General features: G+C 37.7%; 24 protein-coding genes. 17 read left to right on the top strand and 7 right to left on the bottom strand.

The annotated features are described in order from the left end of the window. Window positions 1–26: 26 nt before the first annotated feature. The 4 genes from AVJ19_RS09505 to AVJ19_RS09520 all read right to left on the bottom strand — a co-directional run bounded on the left by AVJ19_RS09505 (window position 27) and on the right by AVJ19_RS09520 (window position 3,117). Window positions 27–881 carry an SPFH domain-containing protein gene (locus AVJ19_RS09505; RefSeq protein ID WP_111859486.1) on the bottom strand — a complete coding sequence of 285 codons (855 nt, stop codon included), beginning with the start codon at window positions 879–881 and terminating at the stop codon, window positions 27–29. Between the two features lie 22 nt (window positions 882–903). Continuing rightward, the gene (locus AVJ19_RS09510) at window positions 904–1,377 is read right to left on the bottom strand and encodes an NfeD family protein (RefSeq protein ID WP_111859487.1); all 474 of its coding nucleotides are present in this window, start codon (window positions 1,375–1,377) and stop codon (window positions 904–906) included. A gap of 129 nt (window positions 1,378–1,506) precedes the next feature. Then, window positions 1,507–2,424 (bottom strand): patatin-like phospholipase family protein, encoded by a 918-nt coding sequence (locus AVJ19_RS09515; RefSeq protein ID WP_111859488.1) that lies wholly within the window; start codon window positions 2,422–2,424, stop codon window positions 1,507–1,509. A gap of 66 nt (window positions 2,425–2,490) precedes the next feature. Next, window positions 2,491–3,117: a lysophospholipid acyltransferase family protein gene (locus AVJ19_RS09520; protein ID WP_111859489.1), complete on the bottom strand. Its 627-nt coding sequence runs from the start codon at window positions 3,115–3,117 to the stop codon at window positions 2,491–2,493. 132 nt (window positions 3,118–3,249) lie between these two features. Between AVJ19_RS09520 and AVJ19_RS09525 the strand changes: the two genes are divergently transcribed. The 4 genes from AVJ19_RS09525 (at window position 3,250) to AVJ19_RS09540 (ending at window position 8,382) form a co-directional block, all read left to right on the top strand. Then, window positions 3,250–4,512: an MFS transporter gene (locus tag AVJ19_RS09525; RefSeq protein ID WP_111859490.1), complete on the top strand. Its 1,263-nt coding sequence runs from the start codon at window positions 3,250–3,252 to the stop codon at window positions 4,510–4,512. Between the two features lie 158 nt (window positions 4,513–4,670). Further along, window positions 4,671–6,332 carry a phosphoethanolamine transferase gene (locus AVJ19_RS09530; RefSeq protein ID WP_111859510.1) on the top strand — a complete coding sequence of 554 codons (1,662 nt, stop codon included), beginning with the start codon at window positions 4,671–4,673 and terminating at the stop codon, window positions 6,330–6,332. 15 nt (window positions 6,333–6,347) lie between these two features. Continuing rightward, window positions 6,348–7,022 carry a response regulator transcription factor gene (locus tag AVJ19_RS09535; protein WP_111859491.1) on the top strand — a complete coding sequence of 225 codons (675 nt, stop codon included), beginning with the start codon at window positions 6,348–6,350 and terminating at the stop codon, window positions 7,020–7,022. A gap of 31 nt (window positions 7,023–7,053) precedes the next feature. After that, window positions 7,054–8,382, top strand: coding sequence for an ATP-binding protein (locus AVJ19_RS09540; protein WP_111859492.1), 1,329 nt, complete (start codon window positions 7,054–7,056; stop codon window positions 8,380–8,382). 43 nt (window positions 8,383–8,425) lie between these two features. Here the strand turns inward: AVJ19_RS09540 and AVJ19_RS09545 are convergent, their stop codons facing one another. Continuing rightward, on the bottom strand, window positions 8,426–9,109 hold the full coding sequence (locus AVJ19_RS09545; RefSeq protein WP_111859493.1) for a phosphatase PAP2 family protein: 684 nt from the start codon (window positions 9,107–9,109) through the stop codon (window positions 8,426–8,428). Window positions 9,110–9,240: 131 nt separating this feature from the next. On the opposite strand from AVJ19_RS09545, the gene AVJ19_RS09550 reads away from it, so the two are divergent. Together AVJ19_RS09550 and AVJ19_RS09555 are read left to right on the top strand one after the other, a co-directional pair. Then, on the top strand, window positions 9,241–9,927 hold the full coding sequence (locus AVJ19_RS09550; protein ID WP_111859494.1) for an HAD family hydrolase: 687 nt from the start codon (window positions 9,241–9,243) through the stop codon (window positions 9,925–9,927). Between the two features lie 329 nt (window positions 9,928–10,256). Further along, window positions 10,257–10,673 (top strand): PaaI family thioesterase, encoded by a 417-nt coding sequence (locus AVJ19_RS09555; RefSeq protein ID WP_111859495.1) that lies wholly within the window; start codon window positions 10,257–10,259, stop codon window positions 10,671–10,673. A 76-nt stretch (window positions 10,674–10,749) separates the two neighbouring features. On the opposite strand, the gene nadB is transcribed toward AVJ19_RS09555, so the two are convergent. Beyond that, the gene (gene nadB / locus AVJ19_RS09560) at window positions 10,750–12,387 is read right to left on the bottom strand and encodes an L-aspartate oxidase (protein WP_111859496.1); all 1,638 of its coding nucleotides are present in this window, start codon (window positions 12,385–12,387) and stop codon (window positions 10,750–10,752) included. A gap of 227 nt (window positions 12,388–12,614) precedes the next feature. Here nadB and AVJ19_RS09565 point away from each other — a divergent pair, with 227 nt between their 5' ends. Continuing rightward, on the top strand, window positions 12,615–14,006 hold the full coding sequence (locus tag AVJ19_RS09565) for a Do family serine endopeptidase (RefSeq protein ID WP_111859497.1): 1,392 nt from the start codon (window positions 12,615–12,617) through the stop codon (window positions 14,004–14,006). Between the two features lie 109 nt (window positions 14,007–14,115). Beyond that, window positions 14,116–14,556: an acyl-CoA thioesterase gene (locus AVJ19_RS09570; RefSeq protein ID WP_111859498.1), complete on the top strand. Its 441-nt coding sequence runs from the start codon at window positions 14,116–14,118 to the stop codon at window positions 14,554–14,556. 54 nt (window positions 14,557–14,610) lie between these two features. Here AVJ19_RS09570 and AVJ19_RS22875 read toward each other — a convergent pair whose 3' ends face one another. Beyond that, entirely contained in the window at window positions 14,611–14,784 is a 174-nt protein-coding gene (locus tag AVJ19_RS22875; protein ID WP_111859499.1) for a DUF1090 family protein, read from the bottom strand. 376 nt (window positions 14,785–15,160) lie between these two features. Here AVJ19_RS22875 and lepA point away from each other — a divergent pair, with 376 nt between their 5' ends. The 9 genes from lepA (at window position 15,161) to AVJ19_RS09620 (ending at window position 22,665) form a co-directional block, all read left to right on the top strand. Beyond that, complete coding sequence (gene lepA / locus AVJ19_RS09580; protein WP_111859500.1) at window positions 15,161–16,978, top strand: translation elongation factor 4; 1,818 nt, start codon at window positions 15,161–15,163, stop codon at window positions 16,976–16,978. Window positions 16,979–17,000: 22 nt separating this feature from the next. Continuing rightward, window positions 17,001–17,855, top strand: coding sequence for a signal peptidase I (gene lepB, locus AVJ19_RS09585; protein ID WP_111859501.1), 855 nt, complete (start codon window positions 17,001–17,003; stop codon window positions 17,853–17,855). A 354-nt stretch (window positions 17,856–18,209) separates the two neighbouring features. Continuing rightward, window positions 18,210–18,584 carry a DUF4845 domain-containing protein gene (locus AVJ19_RS09590; RefSeq protein WP_111859502.1) on the top strand — a complete coding sequence of 125 codons (375 nt, stop codon included), beginning with the start codon at window positions 18,210–18,212 and terminating at the stop codon, window positions 18,582–18,584. Further along, window positions 18,556–19,248 carry a ribonuclease III gene (gene rnc, locus AVJ19_RS09595; RefSeq protein WP_111859503.1) on the top strand — a complete coding sequence of 231 codons (693 nt, stop codon included), beginning with the start codon at window positions 18,556–18,558 and terminating at the stop codon, window positions 19,246–19,248. Before AVJ19_RS09590 ends, rnc begins: the two co-directional genes overlap by 29 nt. Window positions 19,249–19,253: 5 nt before the next feature. Next, entirely contained in the window at window positions 19,254–20,282 is a 1,029-nt protein-coding gene (gene era / locus AVJ19_RS09600; protein WP_111859504.1) for a GTPase Era, read from the top strand. A 30-nt stretch (window positions 20,283–20,312) separates the two neighbouring features. Further along, window positions 20,313–20,495, top strand: a complete 183-nt coding sequence (locus AVJ19_RS09605; RefSeq protein ID WP_111859505.1) for an NF038104 family lipoprotein — start codon at window positions 20,313–20,315, stop codon at window positions 20,493–20,495. 9 nt (window positions 20,496–20,504) lie between these two features. Further along, window positions 20,505–21,224, top strand: coding sequence for a DNA repair protein RecO (recO, locus tag AVJ19_RS09610; protein WP_111859506.1), 720 nt, complete (start codon window positions 20,505–20,507; stop codon window positions 21,222–21,224). 31 nt (window positions 21,225–21,255) lie between these two features. Next, window positions 21,256–21,981, top strand: a complete 726-nt coding sequence (gene pdxJ / locus AVJ19_RS09615; protein WP_111859507.1) for a pyridoxine 5'-phosphate synthase — start codon at window positions 21,256–21,258, stop codon at window positions 21,979–21,981. 27 nt (window positions 21,982–22,008) lie between these two features. Then, a complete protein-coding gene (locus AVJ19_RS09620; protein WP_111859508.1) occupies window positions 22,009–22,665 on the top strand; it encodes a tRNA-(ms[2]io[6]A)-hydroxylase in 657 nt (218 codons plus the stop codon). The last annotated feature ends 220 nt before the right edge of the window (window positions 22,666–22,885 follow it).

The raw sequence follows: 22,885 nt of genomic DNA on the forward strand, positions 1-22,885 counted from the left end.
GTCTATTTTATTGAAAAATAAAAATATTAGTTATTTCGTCCCATCACACCACGAATAGTATTTAAGATATCAGCAGGTAATACGACGGTTTTCGCATTGTTCGATTTAGCCATATCTTGCATGGCTTTTACATACTGTTCACCTAATAAATATGCTACAGGAATTTCCTGATCTCCTACAGCAGAAGTGACCATCGAAATCGCTTTTTGCGATGCTTCAGCCAAGACAACTTGTGCTTCAGCATCGCGGCGAGAGGCTTCTAAACGTCCATCTGCTTCTAAAATTGCAGCTTGTTTTTCACCATCTGCTTTGGTGACAGTTGCACGGCGTTGACGTTCTGCTGCGGCTTGGGCTTCCATCGCTGATTGCATCGTAGGAGATGGTTGAATGTCTTGAATTTCAACAGTTTTTAAGGTAATTCCCCAATCTGAAATATCATCAGAAATTGCAGCTTTGAGTTTAGCTTTAATATGATCACGTGAAGACAAAGCATCATCCAAGTCCATTTCACCTACAATTGAACGTAGTGAGGTTTGCACGAGGTTTTGAATCGCCCATGTATAATTTTCAATACCATACACCGCTTTTTCTGGTGTGGTAATGTTGATATAAGCAACTGCATTCATAAGCAATACAGCATTATCACGGGTGATTACTTCTTGGGACGGAATATCTAAAACAATATCTTTGGTGGTGATTTTATATGCAACTTCATCCACATAAGGAATAATAAAATTTAAACCAGGACTCAAGGTACTGTCATATTTTCCTAAACGTTGTACGATCCATTTATAACCTTGAGGAACAATACGAATGCCTTTAAATATAGTAATTCCGACAAAAGCTAAGATTGCGAGCGCAATAATTGATCCAACTGACATTTCTAATTCCTCTTTGTAAAAATCATAATGGGGATGGGGGATTTTGATGTGGTTGAATGACCAAATCATTTCCTAAAATATCAATGACACGCACACGATCACCTACCGAAATAGGGGCAAGTGTTCGACAATTCCATTCATCTGCACCTAAAATAGGCATCGGAAAACGGACTTTGACTTGGTCATGTGCTAGACCAGTTTGAATAACCATACCTGTTTGTCCGATCGTGGACTCACGGGCTAAACCTGCTTTGGTTTTATCTGTAGATAAAGGTTTGATAAATTTAAACCAAAAAACGGTGCAGGCGATTGATAAGATGATCCAAAAAATAATTTGAGTCGTCAAAGACATACTTGGAAAAAGCCAAAAGAGAATGGCAACGAAAATGGCTGCAATACCAAACCACAGTGCAGCAAAAGCAGGCAAAATCAGTTCCGAAAGTATTAAAAGAATACCTAAAACTAACCAATGCCAAGGTTCTATTATAAAATTCATGCGTCTACTCTAATCATGATCATAAAGGTAGATGACGAATCATCTTCTTCAATGTAACAGATTGAAGTGAGAATGAATATTAAAAAATGACCAACTTATCGAGGCTTAAGTTGGTCATTATTTTTTGAGTTAGATTCTTGCTTTAGGTGCAGGTTGTAGTGCAGCAGGGGATTTTTTAAAGTTGTTAATTGCTGCTTGAATCGCAGTAATTTTCAGTTGTGCTGCTTTTTCACCTTCTAAAATCGCTTGATTACTTGCTTTTAAGTCTAATGTGCCCAAATTACCAACTTTAGGTTGAATCACGATATTGGCTTGAGAAAGTTCAGAATTAATACTTTGTTGACCCATAATATTAATGGTCTGATCAAGTAAACCCCACATATTCATGGGTTGGCTACCTGATGGACGTGCCGAAATATCGACAGCAATTACAATATCAGCACCCATATTTTTCGCTGTTTGCACGGGAATTGGACTGACTAAACCACCATCAACGTATTTGGTATTACCAATTGTAGTTGGTACAAAGACATTGGGAATACTGCATGAAGCACGAACAGCCTGTCCTACATTACCTTTGATGAATTCCGCTTTTTTGCCATTGTCTAAACGTGTTGCCACTGCTGCAAAACGAATTGGAAATTTTTCAATCGGTTTATTTGCCACATGAGCATTCACATAGTTTTGTAGTTTTTCACCCAAAACAATGCCTTGACGATTTAGGGTTAAATCACGTAGATCTGATTCTTTGAGTTGCAAGGCAATTTGCTGCATTTGATAAGGTGTTTTACCACTGGCATAAATACTACCAACAAAACTACCTGCGCTGGTTCCTGTCACGATCTTTGGTTTAATACCATGTGATTCAAGTACTTTAATGACACCAATATGAGCAAAACCTTTGGCACCGCCACCGCCTAAGGCAAGAGCAATCACAGGTTCACGTGCTTTAATCGCTGTAGTTGTTGGTGGTGTTTTGGCGGTTTTATCACAACCAACCAATGCCAAACCAAGTAAGCTGATGAGTCCAAAATTTTTTATCTGCATGGGAGTGCTCTATTCATAAATCAAGCAAAATATGCGCAACATCACAACAGATTGTGGCATGATTTTCTAGCGCTTTTTAAACAGTTTTTGTAACGGTTTAGCCAATCGTGTAGGATTTTTAGGTGAGAAATTTCCTTCATAATGATTGAAAATTTGAGCTAAATCGGCATCATAATCGCCAGTTGGATGAAATATACCTAAGCAACGAATGACTTTATGGTCATAATCAAAAGCAAACATGACAATCGGAATATTTGCACCAACTGCAATGTGATAAAAACCGCTTTTAATTTTTTCAGCTTGGTTGCGTGTACCTTCGGGAGCAATGGCAATCCAAATTTTATCAGTTGATTGAATCACATGGACAATTTGGTGGGTTAAGCCATGTGGTGAATCACGCTGTACAGGAATAACCCCAATCCATTTAAAAAGCTTGTCAAAAGGCGGTTTAAATAAGCTGTCTTTGCCAAAAATCGTGACTTTTAAGCCAATGCCAAGCATTGCTAAAAATGCATACAATCCATCAAAATTAGAGGTATGGGGTGAAACAATCGCAACAGCTTTAGGGATGTTGGGAAATTCGCCTTCAAAACGCCAGCCTTGTGCGAGATATAACTTTTTAAAAAATTGGCGGCTTTTTTCTGTTCCTCGATGTGGAACTTGATCAGGTAATTTTGGGAAATTTATTGTCATTGTTTTTTCATAAAGCTAAAACTATTTATAAATATGCAGCTCCTAAGATAAAGAGTACATTGCGGAATTGTAATAATTCATCAAAATTAAGCGTTAGAAGCATCAACATTTTGTTGAAAGGTTAATCATCACATGCTTAAAGCCCCTCATTTGTATATCTTACTTTTTTCTCTATATTGGGCGCAGGGTTTGCCTGTGGGGTTTATGACACATGCTTTGCCTGTGATTTTACGAGCGCAAGGAGTGTCACTGACACATATTGGTGGTTTTGGTTTACTGATGGCACCATGGGCAATCAAAGTTTTATGGGCACCTTGGGTTGATCGTTATGGTTCATCTACTTTTGGGCATTATCGTAGTTGGATTATGCCTTGTCAGTTACTTACCGTTGCTATTTTAATTATTTTATCTTTTTTGCCCATTCAAGCTTTAAATCACCCCTTGTATTTATTGGGGTTTTTTATTGCTTTATTGTTGATGAATGGGATTGGTGCAACGCAAGATATTGCCACTGATGCTTTGGCGGTGAATATTCTCAAAGGGGCACAACAACATTGGGGTAATATGTTCCAAGTGGTCGGTTCTCGTTTGGGCTTTATTGTTGGTGGCGGAGCGATTTTGTGGGCATTGGACAGTTTGACATGGCAAACGACATTTTTAGTTTTAGCTGCAATCGTATTTTTAAATATTATTCCTGCTGTATTTTACCAAGAGCCGAAACATCATTTACATATAGAGCAATCTAAGCGCGTAGATCAAACTGATTTCAAAACCCATTTCATTCAACAGATCCAAACGTATTTACAGTATTTTTTACACAGTAAAGTGATGCTGTATTGGTTAATAGTTTTGTGTACGATCAAAATCGCGGATGGTTTATCTGGTCCAATTACCAAACCATTGATGGTGGATTTGGGGTTGTCTTATACACAAATTGGTGTCTATATCACCATGTTGGGTGCAGTTGCAGCATTATGCGGTGCGGCTTTAGCCAGTGTTTATTTGCAGTATTTTTCACGTGTGCGTGCACTGATTTTATTCTCAGTTTTAAAAGTATTTAGTTTGGCTGCTTATGTATGGTTGGCATATCAATTAGAACATAAAATCACGATTTCTCATGTACTTATTTATTTGATCAATGCATTGGATGATATGTTCGCCGCAATGCTTTTGGTGGTGATGTTAACTTTGGTGATGCAATATAGCCGTAAAACCCATGCAGGAACTGATTTTACTTTTCAAGTTTCTATTATGGCGGCAGTGAGCGGTGTGTTGTATATCCTCAGTGGTGCTTTAGGGGATTGGCTTGGATATTTTCAGTATTTATTGCTGATTTGTGCGGTGGCATGTGTTTGCTTATTTCCGATTTTTAAATGGGCGAAAATATCTCAGTGACTCAAGCATTAAAAATCCAACTTAAATAAATGCCTGTTTATGAAACTATTATTTTTCAATGGGTTGATTGTTTTTCTTAAATCGATTCAGTTTGAGTTAAGTCTTTATTAAGGTTCAATTTTTACAGTAAATCATCTTTTATGCATGATCAGACTGAGATGTTGGATTTTATACAAAAACGATTTCATCACAAAATAACAATGTCAGTGACAGTGTTTACTGTAATCATGGCGGTGTGGTTAGGTGTATGTCTAAATTTTGCTTTTTATTCTCAGATTCATCAGCTTACGCCATATCAAGGTATAAAATCTTATGCATTTTTGTTTGCCACAGCACTTATTTTAACAGCATTGTACAACCTTGTTTTACAGCTTTTAGGTTGGAAATGGACATTGAAAGCGGTCACGATCTTATTGGTTTTTATCGGTGGATTTAGTGCTTATTTTGTGAACTCATTGGGCGTGGTGATTTCGCCTGATCAGATTCAAAATATGATGCAAACTGATCCTGCTGAAGTACGTGATCTGATTTCTCCACGTTTTATGTTGTGGACGATTGCATTTGTTATTTTACCCATTGTTTTTATTGCATGGGTAAACGTCACCTATGATTCATGGTCTAAAACCATACTGAAAAAGTGTGCTAGTAGTGTGGCTTCTATTACCGTAATCGGTGCTTTATTATTTGTATATTATGTCGATTTTGCTGCAATTTTCCGTGAGCACCGAGATTTAAAGGGAATGATTTCTCCACAAAATGTATTTGGGGCGACCAGTTCTTATTTTCATAAAAGAACGCCAAAGGAAAATTTACCTTTGATTCGTTATGGTGAAGATGCACATTTGCTTGAAGATACTTCTACACAAAAGCATCCAAAGTTGATGGTGTTGGTGGTGGGGGAGACTGCACGTGCAGAAAGCTTTGCTTTGAACGGTTATCACAAAAATACCAATCCTGAATTGTCCAAACAAGCAGGTGTAGTGAATTATAATCAAGTCAGTTCGTGTGGTACAGCGACAGCAGTATCCGTACCATGTATGTTCTCAGGTATGACACGTGTGGAATATGATGAACAACTGGCAAGTCACCGTGAGGGACTGCTGGATATTGCACAACGTGCAGGCTACAAAGTGACTTGGATTGACAATAATTCAGGCTGTAAGGGAACATGTAATCGTGTCGAGCAGTATACAATTCCTGAAGGTTTGAAACAAAAATGGTGTAAAGATGGTGAATGTTTAGATGGCATTTTGGTCGATAGTTTAAAACAATATATGTCCACAATTGCAAAAGATGATCGCTCGCCACGTTTGATTGTATTGCATCAAGTAGGGAGTCATGGTCCTGCATATTATAAGCGTGCTCCTAAAGCCTTTCAGATTTTCCATCCAACCTGTGATACAAATGCGATTCAAGGCTGTACACGAGATGAATTATTGAATAGTTATGACAATAGCATTGTGTATACTGATCATGTTCTAAACCAAGTGATTGAAGTTTTAAAAACGCAAACACAATATCGAACTGGTTTTTGGTATTTGTCTGATCATGGTGAGTCTACAGGTGAACATGGCATGTATTTACATGGTGCGCCGTATTCAATTGCACCAAGTCAGCAAACTCATGTTCCAATGATGATGTGGTTTTCAGACAGCTGGAAGCAAGCTCATGCTGCACAAGTTGATTGTTTAACACAACAAAAGGCAAAAACGTTGAGTCAGGATAATTTATTTCCAAGTTTATTAAGTCTGTTGGGCGTGAAAACCCAAGTGATTAACCAAAATAATAATATGCTTAGCCAATGCGCTGTGCGTAGTTAATACAGGATGCCAAACATGACTAAAATCTTAATGATTGAAGATGACTTTATGATTGCTGAATCAACGCTGACCTTATTGCGTTTTCATCAATATGAAGTGGAATGGGTCAACAATGGTTTGGATGGTTTAAAGCAACTCACCAATCAGCAGTTTGATTTGATTTTGTTGGATTTGGGTTTGCCCATGATGGATGGTATGCAAGTACTCAAGCAAATCCGTCAGCGTGTAGCAACACCTGTATTGATCATTTCAGCACGTGATCAATTACAAAATCGTGTTGATGGTTTAAATCAAGGCGCAGATGATTACTTAATTAAACCTTATGAATTTGAAGAATTGATCGCACGTATCCAAGCTTTATTACGCCGTTCAAATCAAACACAGGCATTACAAGCAGGCACTGAAATCCTAAAAAATGGTGATTTAATATTAGATGTAGAGCAGCATCTTGCGATGTTTAAAGGTGAACCTGTTGATCTGTCTAAACGTGAATGGGCGATCTTAATTCCACTGATGACACATCCCAATAAAATATTTTCTAAAACCAATTTAGAAGATAAGTTATATGCGTTGGACAGTGAAATTAACAGTAATACCATTGAGGTGTATGTGCATCATATTCGCTCAAAATTGGGTAAAAACTTTATCCGTACTATTCGTGGTTTGGGTTATCGCTTGGGTCAAACCTAACATACATTAAACAAAAGTATGAAATAAAAGCATGAAAGAAAAAAAGCACTATTCTCTGAGAAAGCGTTTAATTACCTATGTGTCGTTATTTAGTGTGCTTATGGGCTGTGTGCTTGTTTTCACCGCATATAAAATTTCGCTGCATGAAACCACTGAGATTTTAGATGAGCAAATGGTGTATTTGGCAGAACGAGTTGCTAAAAATGCACGACCTTTAGAAAGTGAATTTAACCATCAAAAACGCTATCACGAAGAAGATTTATTTATTGATGTTTGGGCTTATGCTGAGCGTAAAGACCTGAGTCATGATGAGCATTATCTGATTGAACCAAAAAGTAAGGCAGGTTTTTATACCCAAGAAACTGAAAATGGTACTTGGATTGCCTATGTTTTACCTACAGCACAATATCAAATCCAAATCAGTCAACAATTAAAAGTCCGTGAACAATTGGCATTTGAGTTGGCAGGGACGATGTTTTTACCTTATTTGCTGATTATGCCTTTTGCACTGTTGGCATTGGTTTTAATTATTCGCAGAAGTTTAAGACCGTTGGATGAGTTTAAATCTGAACTGTCTTTACGTGATCCGAACTCATTATCAGCAATTCAAAATAGTGATTATCCTGAAGAACTTGTGCCGACTATCAATGAAATGAATCATTTATTTGAACGTATTTCGATTTCACAGCAAGAACAACGCCAATTTGTTGCGGATGCAGCGCATGAGTTACGTACACCGATTACAGCACTGAATTTACAAACTAAAATTTTAATGAGTCAACTGCCTGATGATCCTAACTTATTGAATTTAAGTAAGGGTTTAGCACGTATGCAGCATTTGGTGACACAGCTTTTGGCATTAGCCAAGCAAGATGCATCTTTAAAATATGAACGACTTGCTACTACCTTTCAATTGAATGATGTCGCATTTAACTGTGTTGAACAATTGCTCAATCTTGCGATGCAAAAAGACATAGATTTGGGTTTTTTACGTAATGATCCTGTACAAATGTTGAGTGTCGAACAAAGTGTGCATTCAATTATTTTTAATTTAATTGATAATGCAATTAAATACACCCCTGATTCTGGTGTGATTAATATCTCGGTATTTCCTGATGGGCAGGGGGCAGCTTTTGTGAAGATTGAAGACAGTGGTGCGGGAATTGAACCTGAGTTATATGATAAAGTGTTGAAACGTTTTTATCGAGTACATCATCATTTAGAGGTTGGTAGCGGTTTAGGATTGTCGATTGTGGAAAAGGCAGTACAACATTTAGGTGGTGTATTGACGCTATCACGCAGTGAAGAATTGGGCGGTTTAGAAGTTTTGGTCAAGTTACCGATGCAATTGAAAGTTTAATCCTAGAATATTAAGGTGAAATAGAATAATTTCACCTTATCAATCATTGAGCATATTGTTGAAATTTTTTATAAAATACAGCATATAAAACCACATTTAAGCTAAATATAATCCAAGCTGTCCATAAGTTGTGACTGAGAAAATGTGCACCTCGCATCATTTGCCCCCAACCCATGATGAAGCCTAAAGCTAGACCTAAAGATAAGAACAGATAAGCGTATTTTTTTGAAATTAAACGATAGACAAAAAATCCTGTCAGCAGTGCAAAACCTGTACTGGCATGTCCACCGGGAAAACAATGTCCGTTTTGTGCAGTAAAACCCCAAACAAAACCTGTTGGAGTGGCTTGTGTCATATTCCATGGGCAGGCATGCTGTGATTGGGATTTTAATAAACCGATTAAGCCTGTAGAAAGAATACTGACCCAAAACATATAGCCATACGTCCAACGATAAGCTTTTAATTTTTCAACTTTAAATGAAGCTAGCCATAAAAAGAGGAAACTCAGATAGCCTAGAATCAAAATATTTTTCAGATATTTATGATTCCATTGCACCAAATAATAATTATCTCGATAGATAAAATGACCAAATTGATCCATCCAAGGCTGAATTAAAGCTAAGTCTATTGCACCACCTACAGGGAAAAAATACAGTAAAATGACCGCAGAAATCACACTGATAGCACAGCAAAACAAGATAAATTTTTGAAAATTTGATAAAACCATATCAGATAAAGTGCATATGCAGACTGAGAAAACAGTTTATGATTAAAGCAAAAGAAACTTAAATGAGCATTAATTCATCAAATTCACAAGGTCTGAGCAGACTATAAACTGAGGTGAATAAAAGAAATTGTATGAAAATTCAAGCTGTACTTTTTGATTTAGACAATACTCTGACGCACCGCGATCAGAGTGTAATCGTATATGCAAAACGATTTTTGCAAGATTTTTCAAATCATTTAGATGGTACTGAACTTGAAAAAACGGTGAGCATTATTCGTTATATTGACAATGGTGGTTATCCCAAAAAAGAGCGCTTAACCCATCCCAGTATTGCCGCATCAGTAGGACAGGCTTTAATAGCCGCATTGGCTTGGAACCGTGCACCTGATTTGGATGAATTGACTCAATATTGGTTTCAGCAATTTGGTATGGCTGCAGTTGCCATGCAAGGTGCAGAAGACTTATTACAATATTTAAAGCAAGAAAATTATAAATTGGCAGTGATTTCTAATGGTGGGCATGCAACTCGCTTGAAAATTTTAGAGGGCTTAGGTTTTACGACTTATTTTGATGACATTATCAGTTCTGAGTTGGTGGGAGTGAGTAAACCTAAACCTGAAATATTTTTAGAAACATGTCAGCGTTTGCGCATTCAACCTCAACAAGCTTTATATATTGGTGATCATCCTGTGAATGATTATGCAGGTGCAACAGGCGCAGGCTTACAGGCATTACTACTGAATGGTTTTCATGATGATGTTAGTCATATTCCACAGCGGATTGATAACTTAAAGCAAGTTTTGGATTATTTACACTAAGCTTGGATATTTAAAATAATATGAATATTTGAACTTAACGTAATAAAAATTTATTTCTATAAGAACTTTCATACGAATGGGGACTATTCGGTCGGCTTAGCCTTGTGCTGTTTTTAAAGTATACTTTGTGCATTTTAATCTCTTTATTACATTAAATTTTGATAAATATTTATCTGATTCATTACTTTGATGTAGAACATAATGAAAGCATTGGCAAAAATCTTCTTTTTTATCGAAAATGTGAACCGAAGGGTTCTCAAGTCTTGGCATAAAAAGCTTTATATTGAAAATGCGATGGAATAAAGCAATAACTTAGGGATAAATGAACAATGAAAAGCAACAAGACAGAAATTATCGAATTTTTAAGCACACATTTTCCACCAAGTTTGGAACGCTGTGAAATTGAAGAAGTAACAGAGTGTGGTGCAACGATGATTTGGCATGTGGGTGGTTCTGATTTACGTCCGGGTGGCACGATTTCAGGTCCAACGATGATGACTTTGGCTGACTTTGCTTTATATGTGGCGATTTTGGGTGAGATTGGGATCGTGGGTTTGGCGGTGACCACCAATTTAAATATTAACTTCTTGCGTAAACCCTCAGGTGGTGTGGACTTGCGTGGTGTTTGTAAGCTGATGAAAGTTGGAAAAGCTTTGATTGTGGGCGAAGTTTGGATTTATTCGATTGATCAGGATGAACCTGTTGCGCATGTCACTGGTACCTATTCGATTCCACCAAAAAGATAAATCGTTTGGGGGAAATCGTCTAAGTTAAGGCGATTTCCCTTGTTTGATGTTTTATTTTAAAAGTTGAATATTTACCTTAAACATTGACCAAAGGTGTTTCCACTTTAAAGTTCGGCGGGGTGAGTACTGTTTTACGCAGTTCATTGGAAAGTTCAGGATAATCAAGCGTGTAATGCAAACCACGTGATTCTTTACGTTGCATGGCGCAGCGCACAATCATTTCTGAAACCAAGACCAAATTACGCAGCTCGATCAGATTTTTACTGACATGATAGTCTTGATAATATTCAGTAATTTCTTGTTTCAGCATTTCAATACGATGTAATGCACGTTCAAGACGTTTGGTGGTGCGTACAATGCCAACATAGTTCCACATGGTCTGACGCAATTCATCCCAATTTTGTAAAATCACCACTTCTTCATCAGGACAGACCGCTTGGGTTGCATCCCATTCAGGGACGCTGGGCGCTTCAAAAGTCTGATCAAATTTATTCTGAATATCTTTTGCTGCGCTCATTCCGTAGACAAAACATTCTAATAATGAATTACTTGCCATACGGTTTGCACCATGCAAACCAGTATATGAGGTTTCACCAATCGCATATAAACCTGCAATATCAGTTTCACTGTTTTCATCAACCACTACACCACCACAAGTATAGTGCGCTGCTGGAACAACAGGAATCATGTCTGTAGTGATGTCAATGCCAAGTTCCATCAGACGTGCATACAAAGTTGGAAAATGTTCTTTGACAAAATCCGCAGGTTTATGGCTAATATCGAGCCACACGTGACGGATACCTAAACGCTTGATTTCATAGTCAATCGCACGTGCTACGATGTCTCGTGGTGCTAGTTCTGCACGTTCATCAAAACGCAGCATAAAACGCTCGCCATCAGGTAAACGCAAGTATGCACCTTCGCCACGCATCGCTTCAGTGATTAAAAATGAACGCGCTTGGGGGTGGTACAAACAGGTTGGGTGGAATTGATTAAATTCCATATTTGCAACACGACAACCTGCACGATATGCCATGGCAATACCATCGCCTGTAGCAATATCAGGGTTGGAGGTATACAGATAAGCTTTCATGGCACCACCACAAGCAAGGGCAGTGAAAGGCGCTAAAAAGGTATGGACTTTTTCATTGCGTTCATCAAGTGCATATAAGCCTAAGGCTTTATTTACCAATTCTTTATGACCCAATTTATGTGTGGTAATCAGGTCGATCGCAATGTAATTTTCAAAAATTGTAATATTTTCTTTTTCTTGGGCACGTTCAACCAGCGTGGTGGAAATGGCTTTGCCTGTCGCATCGGCTGCATGAATAATACGGCGCTGTGAATGTCCACCTTCACGGGTGAGATGCAGTTGTTCATCTTCATCCAAGGTAAATTTCACACCGTGTTCAAGTAAAAAGTCAACCGATGGTCGACCACCTTCAACTGTGTGTTTGACCGCATCCATTTCACATAAATGTGCACCTGCAATCATGGTGTCATCTATATGTTGTTCAATGGAATCCGTTTCATCCAATACCGCTGCGACACCACCTTGAGCAAAATAGGTGCTCGCATCAGTTAAGCTCGATTTGGCTAAAACCGCAATTTTAAAATGTGTTGGCAAAGACAAAGCAAGGCTTAGACCTGCGCCACCACTTCCCACAATAATCACGTCAAATTGGTGCGTGGTTTTTAAATTAGACATGTCCATCAGCTAATTTGAAAAGAGTTTGGTAATGACACTCTTTTTTTGAATAAATTTCAATAGTTATAAGTCTCAGATTTTAGTCTATACGGCAAATTGGTCATGTTTTAAGGGAAATTTAAGTAAAGTATTGTTTTATAAAAATATAGCAACATTTTTTTACGCAAAATATTAAATTTGTATGTTACAAACAAATTCGTCAATAAAAAACAAAATGCGTAGGTTTGTCATTCATGAAAAGTGGCTTTATACAAAAAGGAATGTATGCGGCGGTATTTACAGTTGCGGCAACGCAAGCACAAGCGCAAGCACCTGTAGATTTTTCAAATTTAGTGGAACAAGTTAGCCCTGCTGTGGTCAGTGTCAATGTGGTTAAAAAAATGACACAAGAAGAATTATTACAGCAACAAGTCCCTGAGATCTTAAAGCGTTTCTTTGGTAATCAGATCATTATTCCTCAGCAACAAATTCCACAAGAAAAAACGGGCTATGGTAGTGCCTTTTTTATTAGTAAGGATGGTTATTTGCTGACCAATCATCACGTGGTGGAAGATGCTTCTAAAGTGACGATTGTTCTAAATGATCGCCGTGAAATTGATGCTAAAGTGGTAGGTAGTGATGAACGTACAGACATTGCATTATTGAAAGTGGATGGTACAAATTTTCCATCATTACAAACAGGCAATGTTGATCAACTTAAAGTAGGACAACCTGTACTTGCGATCGGTTCACCTTTTGGTTTTGATTATTCTGCTTCAGCAGGAATTGTCAGTGCGAAGTCTCGTAATATGATGGGTGAAACATCAGTTCCGTTTATTCAAACTGATGTCGCTTTAAATCCTGGCAATTCAGGTGGTCCATTGTTTAATCAACAAGGGCAAGTGGTGGGGGTCAACTCTCGAATTTTCAGTGGTACAGGCGGTTATATGGGCTTGTCATTTTCCATTCCGATTGATGTCGCAATGGATGTGGTTGATCAGCTAAAAACCAATGGTAAAGTGACACGTTCATATTTAGGGGTGATGTTACAAGATATTGATCGTAATTTGGCAGAAGCCTATAAATTGCCAAAACCAGAAGGCTCATTGATTACTCAAGTTGCGCCAGGTTCTCCTGCCGATAAAGCGGGCTTTAAATCTGGAGATGTAATCATGAAATATAATGGTTCACCAATTTCACGAACCAGTGAATTATTAAACTATCTCAACCGAACTCAGCCTAAACAAACTGTACAGCTTGAAGTATTACGTGATGATAAACCAAAAGTCATTACAGCAACATTAACGACAGCACCTGATGATACACCAGCAAAAAATGATGATGGTACAACTGCATCTGCGAAAAAAGGTCCAGTTTTAGGTGTATCAATTCGTACTTTAACGGAAGCTGAAAAATCACGTTTAGACATTAAAGGTGGTGTGTTGATTCAGGATGTGACACGGGGTGGCTTGGCTGCTCAATCACGTATTCTAGCAGGGGATATTGTCACCCAAATCAATTCAAAACCAATTTTAAATGCCAATGATTTTGTTGAAGCAGTATCTGAATTAAAAGCTAACAGTGTTGCACGTGTAGCAATTATTCGTGAAGGGCAACATGCAATGTTGGGGTTAAGAGTACAATAATTTTAAGTGAAGTAACATGAACCACTCTAATGGAGTGGTTTTTTGTCAATTGCATACGCAAAATGTTAATTTAAAGCAGATAGTAAAATCTAAAGCATAGGGTATTTTTGTGGCAACAACATATTTTGATTTAAAACTGACGGTTCAACCTGAACATATTGATATTTTGGGGCATGTGAATAATGTAGTTTATGTCGCATGGATGCAGGATGTTGCAACTGCACATATTGAGGCTTTAGGACTAGGAGTAAAGGATTATTTAGAATTAAAACATGCAATGGTTGCAGTAGAGCATCATGTGCAATATCGCAAAGCTGCACTTGAAGGCGATGAAATTATTTTAAGAACATGGCTAAATGATATCAATGCGTTATTTTCTTTCCGTCAATACGCTTTTTTTCGTGTAGCAGATCAGGCTTTGTTATTTACAGGCAGTACCAAATGGGCATGTGTCGAAATTGCCACAGGTCGCCCAAAACGTTTGTCACCTACTTTTATTCAAGCCTATCAGCCTTTGGATGAAAATATTGATCCTTATGCTTTTTCTTGAAGTTTTAATTTTCAGCTATTTACATAGCTGAAAATTTGAATGGGTACAGAATTATTATTTTTTCACATATTGTGCGCATTGTTGATTTAGTCTTGCGAATGCACGATTTAAGCCTTCAATGCGATGGGTATTGTTATATTTTTTAGCATAGTACAATTGCTCAATAAGTTTTTCTTTTTTGATTTGACATGATCTTGCATCATAAGCAAATGAATGCACTGAAATCATTGTAATTTAAAACATTAATAAAGTTTTTTTCAGCATGAGAGATCCTTATCAAAAAATAAAATTGAATCATAGTTTTGACTTATGCGACTAAAATGAAAATTCAGTAATGTTATGTAACTGCATGTTTGATTGATTGAAAAATTATCCAAAATGTATATCGAAAGAAAAAGCATTCTTTTTGTGAAAAATATTGCTATAAGCATGAAATGATGGCATTCGCTTCTCGTATTTTAAATTTCAGAGAACATTTCTAAGTTCAAGATGATTATTATGAATACTTTAAAAAAACCATCTGCTATAATCCCTCGCAATTTCTATTCAGCTTTTGTTATGTATATCTTTTCAGTACATAGCGCGTTTTTCTTCAAGGTAGCCCATGGCGCAAGCTAAAAAATCTGTCGATATTAAAAATATTCGTAATTTCAGTATCATCGCGCATATCGACCACGGAAAGTCGACACTTGCAGACCGCTTCATTCAAACATGTGGTGGTTTACAAGACCGTGAAATGCAAGCGCAAGTTCTGGACTCAATGGAATTAGAGCGTGAGCGTGGGATTACCATTAAAGCCACGTCTGTGACTTTGTATTATACGCATCCAAATGGTCAAGAATATCAATTGAACTTCATTGACACACCTGGGCACGTGGACTTTTCGTATGAAGTGTCACGTTCATTGGCAGCGTGTGAAGGTGCATTATTGGTCGTAGATGCGGCACAAGGTGTGGAAGCACAGTCAGTTGCCAACTGCTATACCGCAATTGAACAAGGTCTCGAAGTTCTTCCTGTTCTCAATAAAATTGACTTACCACAGGCTGAACCTGAGCGTGTGATTCAAGAGATTGAAGATATCATTGGGATTGAAGCAACTGAAGCACCGACATGTTCAGCGAAAACAGGTTTAGGTATTGAAGGTGTTTTAGAAACATTGGTCAATGTGATTCCTGCACCTGAAGGTGATCGTGATGCGCCTTTACAAGCGTTGATCGTTGACTCATGGTTTGATAATTACTTAGGCGTTGTGTCTTTAGTCCGTGTGAAACAAGGTCGTGTGAAAAAAGGCGACAAAATGTTGATGAAATCAACAGGTCAGACGCACATCATTACTTCTGTCGGTATCTTTAATCCAAAGCATACCGAAACTGATATGTTAGAAGCAGGTGAAGTTGGCTTTGTGATTGCAGGGATTAAAGACATTTTTGGTGCGCCAGTCGGTGATACGATTACCCTTGCAACGACACCAGAAGTTGCAACTTTACCTGGCTTTAAGAAAGTAAAACCACAGGTATATGCGGGTTTATTCCCAATTGATGCCAGTGAGTTTGAACCATTCCGTGAAGCATTACATAAATTACAAATTAATGACTCTGCATTGTTCTTTGAACCTGAAAGTTCAGATGCTTTAGGTTTTGGTTTCCGTTGTGGCTTCCTTGGAATGCTACACATGGAAATCGTACAAGAACGTTTAGAACGTGAATACGATTTAGATCTGATTTCTTCAGCGCCTACAGTAATTTATGAAGCTGTAATGAAGAATGGCGATACAATTTATATCGACAGTCCATCAAAAATGCCTGATGGTTCAACTGTTGAAGATCTACGTGAACCGATTGCAGAGTGTCATATTCTTGTACCGCAAGACTATTTGGGCAATGTGATGACTTTATGTGTAGAGCGCCGTGGTGTGCAAAAAGACATGAAGTTTATGGCAAACCAAGTATCAATTACTTTTGAAATCCCGATGGCTGAAGTCGTGATGGACTTCTTTGATAAATTAAAATCGTGTTCGCGTGGTTTTGCATCACTCGATTACAATTTTGTACGTTTTGAGTCTTCATCTTTGGTTAAGGTGGACGTGTTAATTAATGGTGACAAGGTGGATGCGTTGGCGATGATCTGTCACCGTCAAGATGCCCGTCATCGTGGTATTGCTTTGGTTGAGAAGATGAAAGATTTGATTCCACGTCAAATGTTTGATGTGGCGATTCAAGCTGCAATCGGTGCACAAGTCATTGCACGTTCAACAGTAAAAGCAATGCGTAAAAACGTATTAGCAAAATGTTATGGTGGTGACGTTTCACGTAAGAAGAAACTGTTATCGAAACAAAAAGAAGGTAAGAAACGCATGAAGCAAGTGGGCAGTGTTGAAATCCCACAAGAAGCGTTCTTGGCTGTATTAAAAGTAGACAGATAAGAAGTAAGAGGTCGTATCGCTCATGGATTTTGATTTTAATTTAATTCTCGTACCTGCAACACTAGTGTTCTTTGTGTTGTGGTTACTCGATAAATTCGTGTTTAAACAACGCGAAACGAAGGGTAAGGGGAATGAACATTTCATCATTTCATGGGCATACGATTTTTGGCCAGTGCTTGCAGTTGTTTTGGTGTTACGTTCATTTTTATTTGAACCATTTAATATTCCCTCTGATTCGATGGTTCCGACCTTAGAAACAGGTGATTATATTTTGGTGAATAAATATCAGTATGGTGTACGTTTACCAATTACCAATACGAAAGTTATTGATGTGGGTGAACCACAACGTGGTGATGTCGCTGTTTTCCGTTATCCTGAAAATCCAAAAATTAGTTATATCAAACGCATTATTGGTTTACCAGGAGATCATATTGTCTATGATCAAGGGCAATTAAGTATTAATGGTCAAAATGTTGAACAAACGCCAGTAGAATTTAGCCGTGAAAAAGATATTTTGGATACACCAAAGTCGATTTATTACACTGAAACTATGGGTGAACATCAGCATTTAGTCCGTATTTTAGAAGGTCAAAATACCTTGGCGAATGCTTTCCAATATGCACAGAAAAAGGAAGACTTACCTTTTGTTGCACGTGACAATGATCGTTTTATCAAATCAAATGGTCAAAGTTGGGAAGTAACAGTACCAAAAGGTCATTACTTTGCAATGGGTGATAACCGTGATCAAAGTGCTGATAGCCGTTTTTGGGGATTTGTACCTGAAGCGAATTTAACAGGACATGCGATTTACGTATGGATGCACAAAGAGCCAGGATTTAAATTGCCATCATTTAGTCGTAATGGTGCAATAGACTAAACCTCAGCTCTCTTAAGTTTGATTTGATGTATAAAAGACCAATGAAAATTGGTCTTTTTTGTATTGCTAGTTTGCGCTTTGTGAGCAAAGACTGAAAATAGAGAATGTCTAAGATTTTCTTCAAATTTTTTGCAAAATTATAGATGGAAATCTAGTAACTGAATCAGCTTTGCAAGATAATATAATACTGAAGTATTTATACATGATCAAAAATGTTGAACATTCATTGATTGGATAGATATTACATTTAAAATTTGGGGAATTTTCAGCATTAAAGTCGAATGGATCAGGGGATCTGCTCTTATTTTAAAGGCTGTGAAATGATATAATTATTTTACCTAGTGGATAATAACAATGCGTAAATCTCAGCAAGGTGCATCGTATATTGCAATTTTATTAGGAATTGTGGTCTTTGCTTTTATCGTGAAAGCGACATTAGCACTTTGGCCATCGTATTGGGATGATCGTGTGATTGATGGTCAAATTGAGCAACTGATGAAAGAAAGCTCAACAGATATCACACCATCTAAATTTGAAAGTCAAATGAGCCAACGCTTGGACATGAACAATATCCGCGATGTTAAATTTAAGGATATTGCAAAAGTTTCAACCGACAAAGGCTTAACAGTGACTAAAAAATATGAAGTAAGAACACCGTTTTTTATGAATATTGATTTAGTCCAAACATTCGAGAAGAGTTTTGATCAAAGGTCAGTTCAAAGTAAATGATCCACGTTTACTGAGTCGTATCGGCTATGAATTTAAACAACCTGAGTTATTGCATCTAGCATTGACCCATCGTTCGGTGAGTCACAAATACAATTATGAGCGCTTAGAATTTCTAGGTGACTCATTATTGGGAATGATTATTGCAAATTATTTATATCATGCTTATCCGCAAGAAAATGAAGGTCGTTTAACTCGTATGCGTGCGACTTTAGTACGCCAAGAAGCTTTAGGTAAAATTGCCCATGATTTAAAATTAAGTACCAGTTTAATTTTAAGTACGGGTGAATTGAAATCAGGTGGTCATCATCGTGAGTCAATATTAGCCGATACTGTAGAAGCGATTATTGGTGCGATCTATACAGATTGTCAGGATTTGCCTGTGCTACGTAATATTGTACTGAAATGGTATGAACCCTATTTAGAACATATAGAGCCAACAGATCAACTTAAAGATCCAAAATCACGTCTCCAAGAATATCTACAAGCTCGTAAAAAACCGCTGCCAAGTTACGAGGTTGTAGATATTCAGGGTGATGCACCCAATCAGCATTTTAAAGTAGAATGCTGGGTAGAAGGCTTACCTAAAATGATGGGTGAGGGTTCAAGTCGCCGATTTGCAGAACAGGCAGTGGCGGCAGATTTTTTAAAGTTATTGGAGCAGTAAACTGCATGAATACACATTCCGATCACAATGATGCTGATCACGAGCCGTCTGAAAACGGCAATGACTTAATTAACCAATTTTTTAGTTCACAGGGGACTGAAATTCCTGCGGATTATAAAAGTGGCTTTGTGGCGATTGTTGGTCGTCCAAACGTAGGTAAATCGACCTTAATGAACCATATTTTAGGTCAAAAATTATCAATTACTTCACGTAAGCCACAAACGACTCGTCATAAAATTGTTGGAATCGACAGTCGTGAAACTTCACAAGCTGTATTTGTCGATACACCAGGGATGCACAAAAAAGAAGTACGTGCCATCAATAAAATGATGAATAAAGCAGCACATTCTGCATTGCGTGATGTGAATCTGGTTTTGTTTGTATTGGATGCAGACAAATGGACACAGAACGATGAGCTTGTTCTTGAAAAGTTGAAAAATGCGGAAATGCCAGTAATTCTTGTGATCAATAAAATTGATACACTTGAAAATAAAAACCATGCTTTACCTTTGATTCAAGAGCGTGCAAAGTTGATGAATTTTGCTGAGATCGTTCCTGTATCTGCGCTGCGTGGTGCAAACTTAGATCATTTACGTAATACCATTGAAAAATATTTACCATTCCAGCCACCTTTATATGCTTTAGAACAGTTAACAGACCGTTCTGAACGTTTCCTTGCGAGTGAAATCATTCGTGAGAAAATTATGCGTCAGTTAGGTGAAGAGCTTCCGTATGATTTAACTGTGCAAATTGAATCTTTTAAGACTGAAGATGCTACTGTGAATCCAAAAACAGGTCGTCCTAAAGCAGCATGTACTTACATTGATGCGACAATTTTTGTAGATCGTCCAGGACAAAAAGCCATCGTGATTGGTGAAAAAGGTGCTAAGCTGAAAAAAATCGGGATGGATGCACGTGTCGATATGGAAAAAATGTTCGAACAAAAAATCATGCTGACACTTTGGGTGAAAGTCAAAGGTGGATGGTCTGATGATGAGCGTGCTTTAAAAAGTTTAGGTTATAGTGATATTTAATCGCTACTCTTAGAAAAGGATAGAACCGTAATGATAAAAGTTTTCGTAATAGTCACTTGTATATTTTTTTTACAAGGTTGTGTACACAAACTCGTTACGGTTCCTGTCAAAATCGCTTATAAAACCACAAAAGGTGTGGTGAAAGGAACTGCTGCTGTGGTTGGTGCAGTGATTCCTGATGGTGATGATGACAAAAAAGACAAGGATGATTAATTCGCTAAGATGCGAAATGAAGTTCTGCATGGTTATTTGATCCATCATCGTAAATATCGTGAACGTAGTCATATTGTGCATTTATTTACACAAGAATATGGGCGTGTCGATGGAATTTTAAGACAAATGCCACCACCGCAATATCAGCCTATTACCCTGCAAGCATCAGGGAAAAGTGAGCTGAAGAATTTTTCAAAATTAGAAATACTCAATCAACCTGTATTTTTTTATGGGGATGCTTTTTTTTCAGGATTTTATCTCAATGAAATTTTGCTGCGCTTATGCCCACTTGAAGAAAGTATGCCGCAGACTTTTGAACAATATCATGTGACGCTCAAACATTTACAAAATTTAGCTTCGCATCATGCGCCCAATGTATTTTTAAAACAAATTTTACGTCAGTTTGAATATGCACTACTAGAAGAATTAGGCTATCCCTTAGATTATGCAGTCGATGCACAACAGCAGCAGATTATTGCCACGCAACGTTATCAATTTCAATTGTCTGATGGATTTATTCCTGTTTCGCATAGTTCACCTGCAACCTTAACAGGGACACAGATTTTAACGATGGCAAATTATGAAAAGGGTGGGGATTTTAATTCAGAACAGTTACAATTATTGTCGAAACTTTATCGCCAAATGATTACGTCATTGCTGGGTGATCGTCCGTTAAAAAGTCGGCAACTGTGGATACAAAATTCTCAGTCCAAAACTGTAAACCAATAGTTTTTATTTTTGAAGTATTTAGGAAAATATTATGGCTGCATTGCTTGGTGTAAATATTGACCATGTTGCAACACTGCGACAAGCCCGTGGTACGACTTATCCTGATCCTGTTCAGGCAGCATTAGTCTGTGAGCAAGCAGGTGCAGAGGGAATTACGCTACATTTACGTGAAGATCGCCGCCATATTCAAGATGCTGATGTGTATCGTATGCGTACTGCCATCAAAACCCGTATGAATTTGGAAATCGCTGTGACTGATGAAATGGTGGCGATTGCGCTTGAAGTGAAACCGCAACATGTGTGTTTTGTACCTGAAAAACGCCAAGAAGTAACGACTGAGGGTGGTTTGGATGTAGTTGGGCATTTTGAAGATGTCAAAGCTGCAACGCAGGCGTTAGTTGCGATTGGTTGTGATGTGTCGTTATTTATTGATGCTGATTTTGCTCAGATCGATGCGGCTGTGGCATGTGGTGCACAAACTATTGAGTTGCATACAGGTGCATATGCAGAAGCTTATGATGAAGATACCCATCATCAAGAACTAGAACGCATTGTTAAAAGTGTTGAATATGCTGCTGCGAAAGGTTTAGTCGTCAATGCAGGGCATGGCTTGAATTTAAAAAATGTCGCTGAGATTGCTGCAATTCCACAAATTCATGAGTTGAATATTGGTCACTCAATCATTGCTGAAAGTGTCTTTGTAGGTCTAGAGCAAGCCGTGAAAGACATGAAAGCAGCAATACATGCTGCAAGTTAATGTATTGGAAAATATTGAAAAGTACTCATGTCAAATATTAATTATGATGAACTGATGCAACCTGTCATTGGTTTTTTAGGGTGTGAAACGCCAAAAGCATGGCTAGATGAAGCATTAAATAATCTTGAAATTTTAATGCAAGATCATGCCAATTGTGAGAAAAAAGCCGCAGGAACAGCGATGAATTTGATGTTTCGTTACAGCTTTTTTACCGATTTGCAAGTCAAACTAGCACAGCTTGTTCGTGAAGAAATGTTGCATTATGAGCAAGTTTTGGAGTTTATGAGCAAACGTGGTCAGGAGTGGAAAGGTCTAAGTGCAGGACGCTATGCAGGTGGTTTACGCAAAGAAATCCGTACTTATGAGCCTGAAGCTTTGATCGATATTTTGGTGATCGGTGCTTTTGTTGAAGCACGTTCTTGTGAGCGTTTTTATGCTTTAGCGCCGATTGTTGATGAGGAGCTTGGGCGTTATTATCGTTATTTGCTCAAGTCAGAATCTCGTCATTATGAGGATTATTTGGCTTTAGCTTTGGATGTGGCAAAGACAGCTAAACTTAAAGACCCTGAAGAAGATATTCAGCAACGTATTGAATTAATTCGTGAAGTGGAAAAAGAGTTAATTTTAAGCCCTGATAAAGTATTTCGCTTTCATAGTGGTGTACCTGTTAAAGCTGTTGCTTAGAGTTTTAAATGTCTAAAGCAGAGGAAGTGGTAACACTTCCTTTTTGTTTTGACAAAGCCAAGTTTTTACCCCAATATTTTAGGCACTCTTTAACAGTTTATACAAATCAATCACTTACAAGTTGAATAAAAAACTTGGGTATTTTTAATTTTTTTAAATTAACTCTATGTTTTTATTTTGTTTGTAGGTAAAATTTTACAGTTCACTGCCATGTAGGCAG

The organism is Acinetobacter sp. CFCC 10889 (assembly GCF_003268395.1).
In the GTDB taxonomy this organism is placed as follows: Bacteria; Pseudomonadota; Gammaproteobacteria; order Pseudomonadales; family Moraxellaceae; genus Acinetobacter.

Coding starts and splice junctions, on each gene's coding strand:
- AVJ19_RS09505 (WP_111859486.1), bottom strand. CDS start 881: ATGTCAGTTGGATCAATTATTGCGCTCGCAATCTTAGCTTTTGTCGGA.
- AVJ19_RS09510 (WP_111859487.1), bottom strand. CDS start 1,377: ATGAATTTTATAATAGAACCTTGGCATTGGTTAGTTTTAGGTATTCTT.
- AVJ19_RS09515 (WP_111859488.1), bottom strand. CDS start 2,424: ATGCAGATAAAAAATTTTGGACTCATCAGCTTACTTGGTTTGGCATTG.
- AVJ19_RS09520 (WP_111859489.1), bottom strand. CDS start 3,117: ATGACAATAAATTTCCCAAAATTACCTGATCAAGTTCCACATCGAGGA.
- AVJ19_RS09525 (WP_111859490.1), top strand. CDS start 3,250: ATGCTTAAAGCCCCTCATTTGTATATCTTACTTTTTTCTCTATATTGG.
- AVJ19_RS09530 (WP_111859510.1), top strand. CDS start 4,671: ATGTTGGATTTTATACAAAAACGATTTCATCACAAAATAACAATGTCA.
- AVJ19_RS09535 (WP_111859491.1), top strand. CDS start 6,348: ATGACTAAAATCTTAATGATTGAAGATGACTTTATGATTGCTGAATCA.
- AVJ19_RS09540 (WP_111859492.1), top strand. CDS start 7,054: ATGAAAGAAAAAAAGCACTATTCTCTGAGAAAGCGTTTAATTACCTAT.
- AVJ19_RS09545 (WP_111859493.1), bottom strand. CDS start 9,109: ATGGTTTTATCAAATTTTCAAAAATTTATCTTGTTTTGCTGTGCTATC.
- AVJ19_RS09550 (WP_111859494.1), top strand. CDS start 9,241: ATGAAAATTCAAGCTGTACTTTTTGATTTAGACAATACTCTGACGCAC.
- AVJ19_RS09555 (WP_111859495.1), top strand. CDS start 10,257: ATGAAAAGCAACAAGACAGAAATTATCGAATTTTTAAGCACACATTTT.
- nadB (WP_111859496.1), bottom strand. CDS start 12,387: ATGGACATGTCTAATTTAAAAACCACGCACCAATTTGACGTGATTATT.
- AVJ19_RS09565 (WP_111859497.1), top strand. CDS start 12,615: ATGAAAAGTGGCTTTATACAAAAAGGAATGTATGCGGCGGTATTTACA.
- AVJ19_RS22875 (WP_111859499.1), bottom strand. CDS start 14,784: ATGATTTCAGTGCATTCATTTGCTTATGATGCAAGATCATGTCAAATC.
- lepA (WP_111859500.1), top strand. CDS start 15,161: ATGGCGCAAGCTAAAAAATCTGTCGATATTAAAAATATTCGTAATTTC.
- lepB (WP_111859501.1), top strand. CDS start 17,001: ATGGATTTTGATTTTAATTTAATTCTCGTACCTGCAACACTAGTGTTC.
- AVJ19_RS09590 (WP_111859502.1), top strand. CDS start 18,210: ATGCGTAAATCTCAGCAAGGTGCATCGTATATTGCAATTTTATTAGGA.
- era (WP_111859504.1), top strand. CDS start 19,254: ATGAATACACATTCCGATCACAATGATGCTGATCACGAGCCGTCTGAA.
- AVJ19_RS09605 (WP_111859505.1), top strand. CDS start 20,313: ATGATAAAAGTTTTCGTAATAGTCACTTGTATATTTTTTTTACAAGGT.
- recO (WP_111859506.1), top strand. CDS start 20,505: ATGCGAAATGAAGTTCTGCATGGTTATTTGATCCATCATCGTAAATAT.
- pdxJ (WP_111859507.1), top strand. CDS start 21,256: ATGGCTGCATTGCTTGGTGTAAATATTGACCATGTTGCAACACTGCGA.
- AVJ19_RS09620 (WP_111859508.1), top strand. CDS start 22,009: ATGTCAAATATTAATTATGATGAACTGATGCAACCTGTCATTGGTTTT.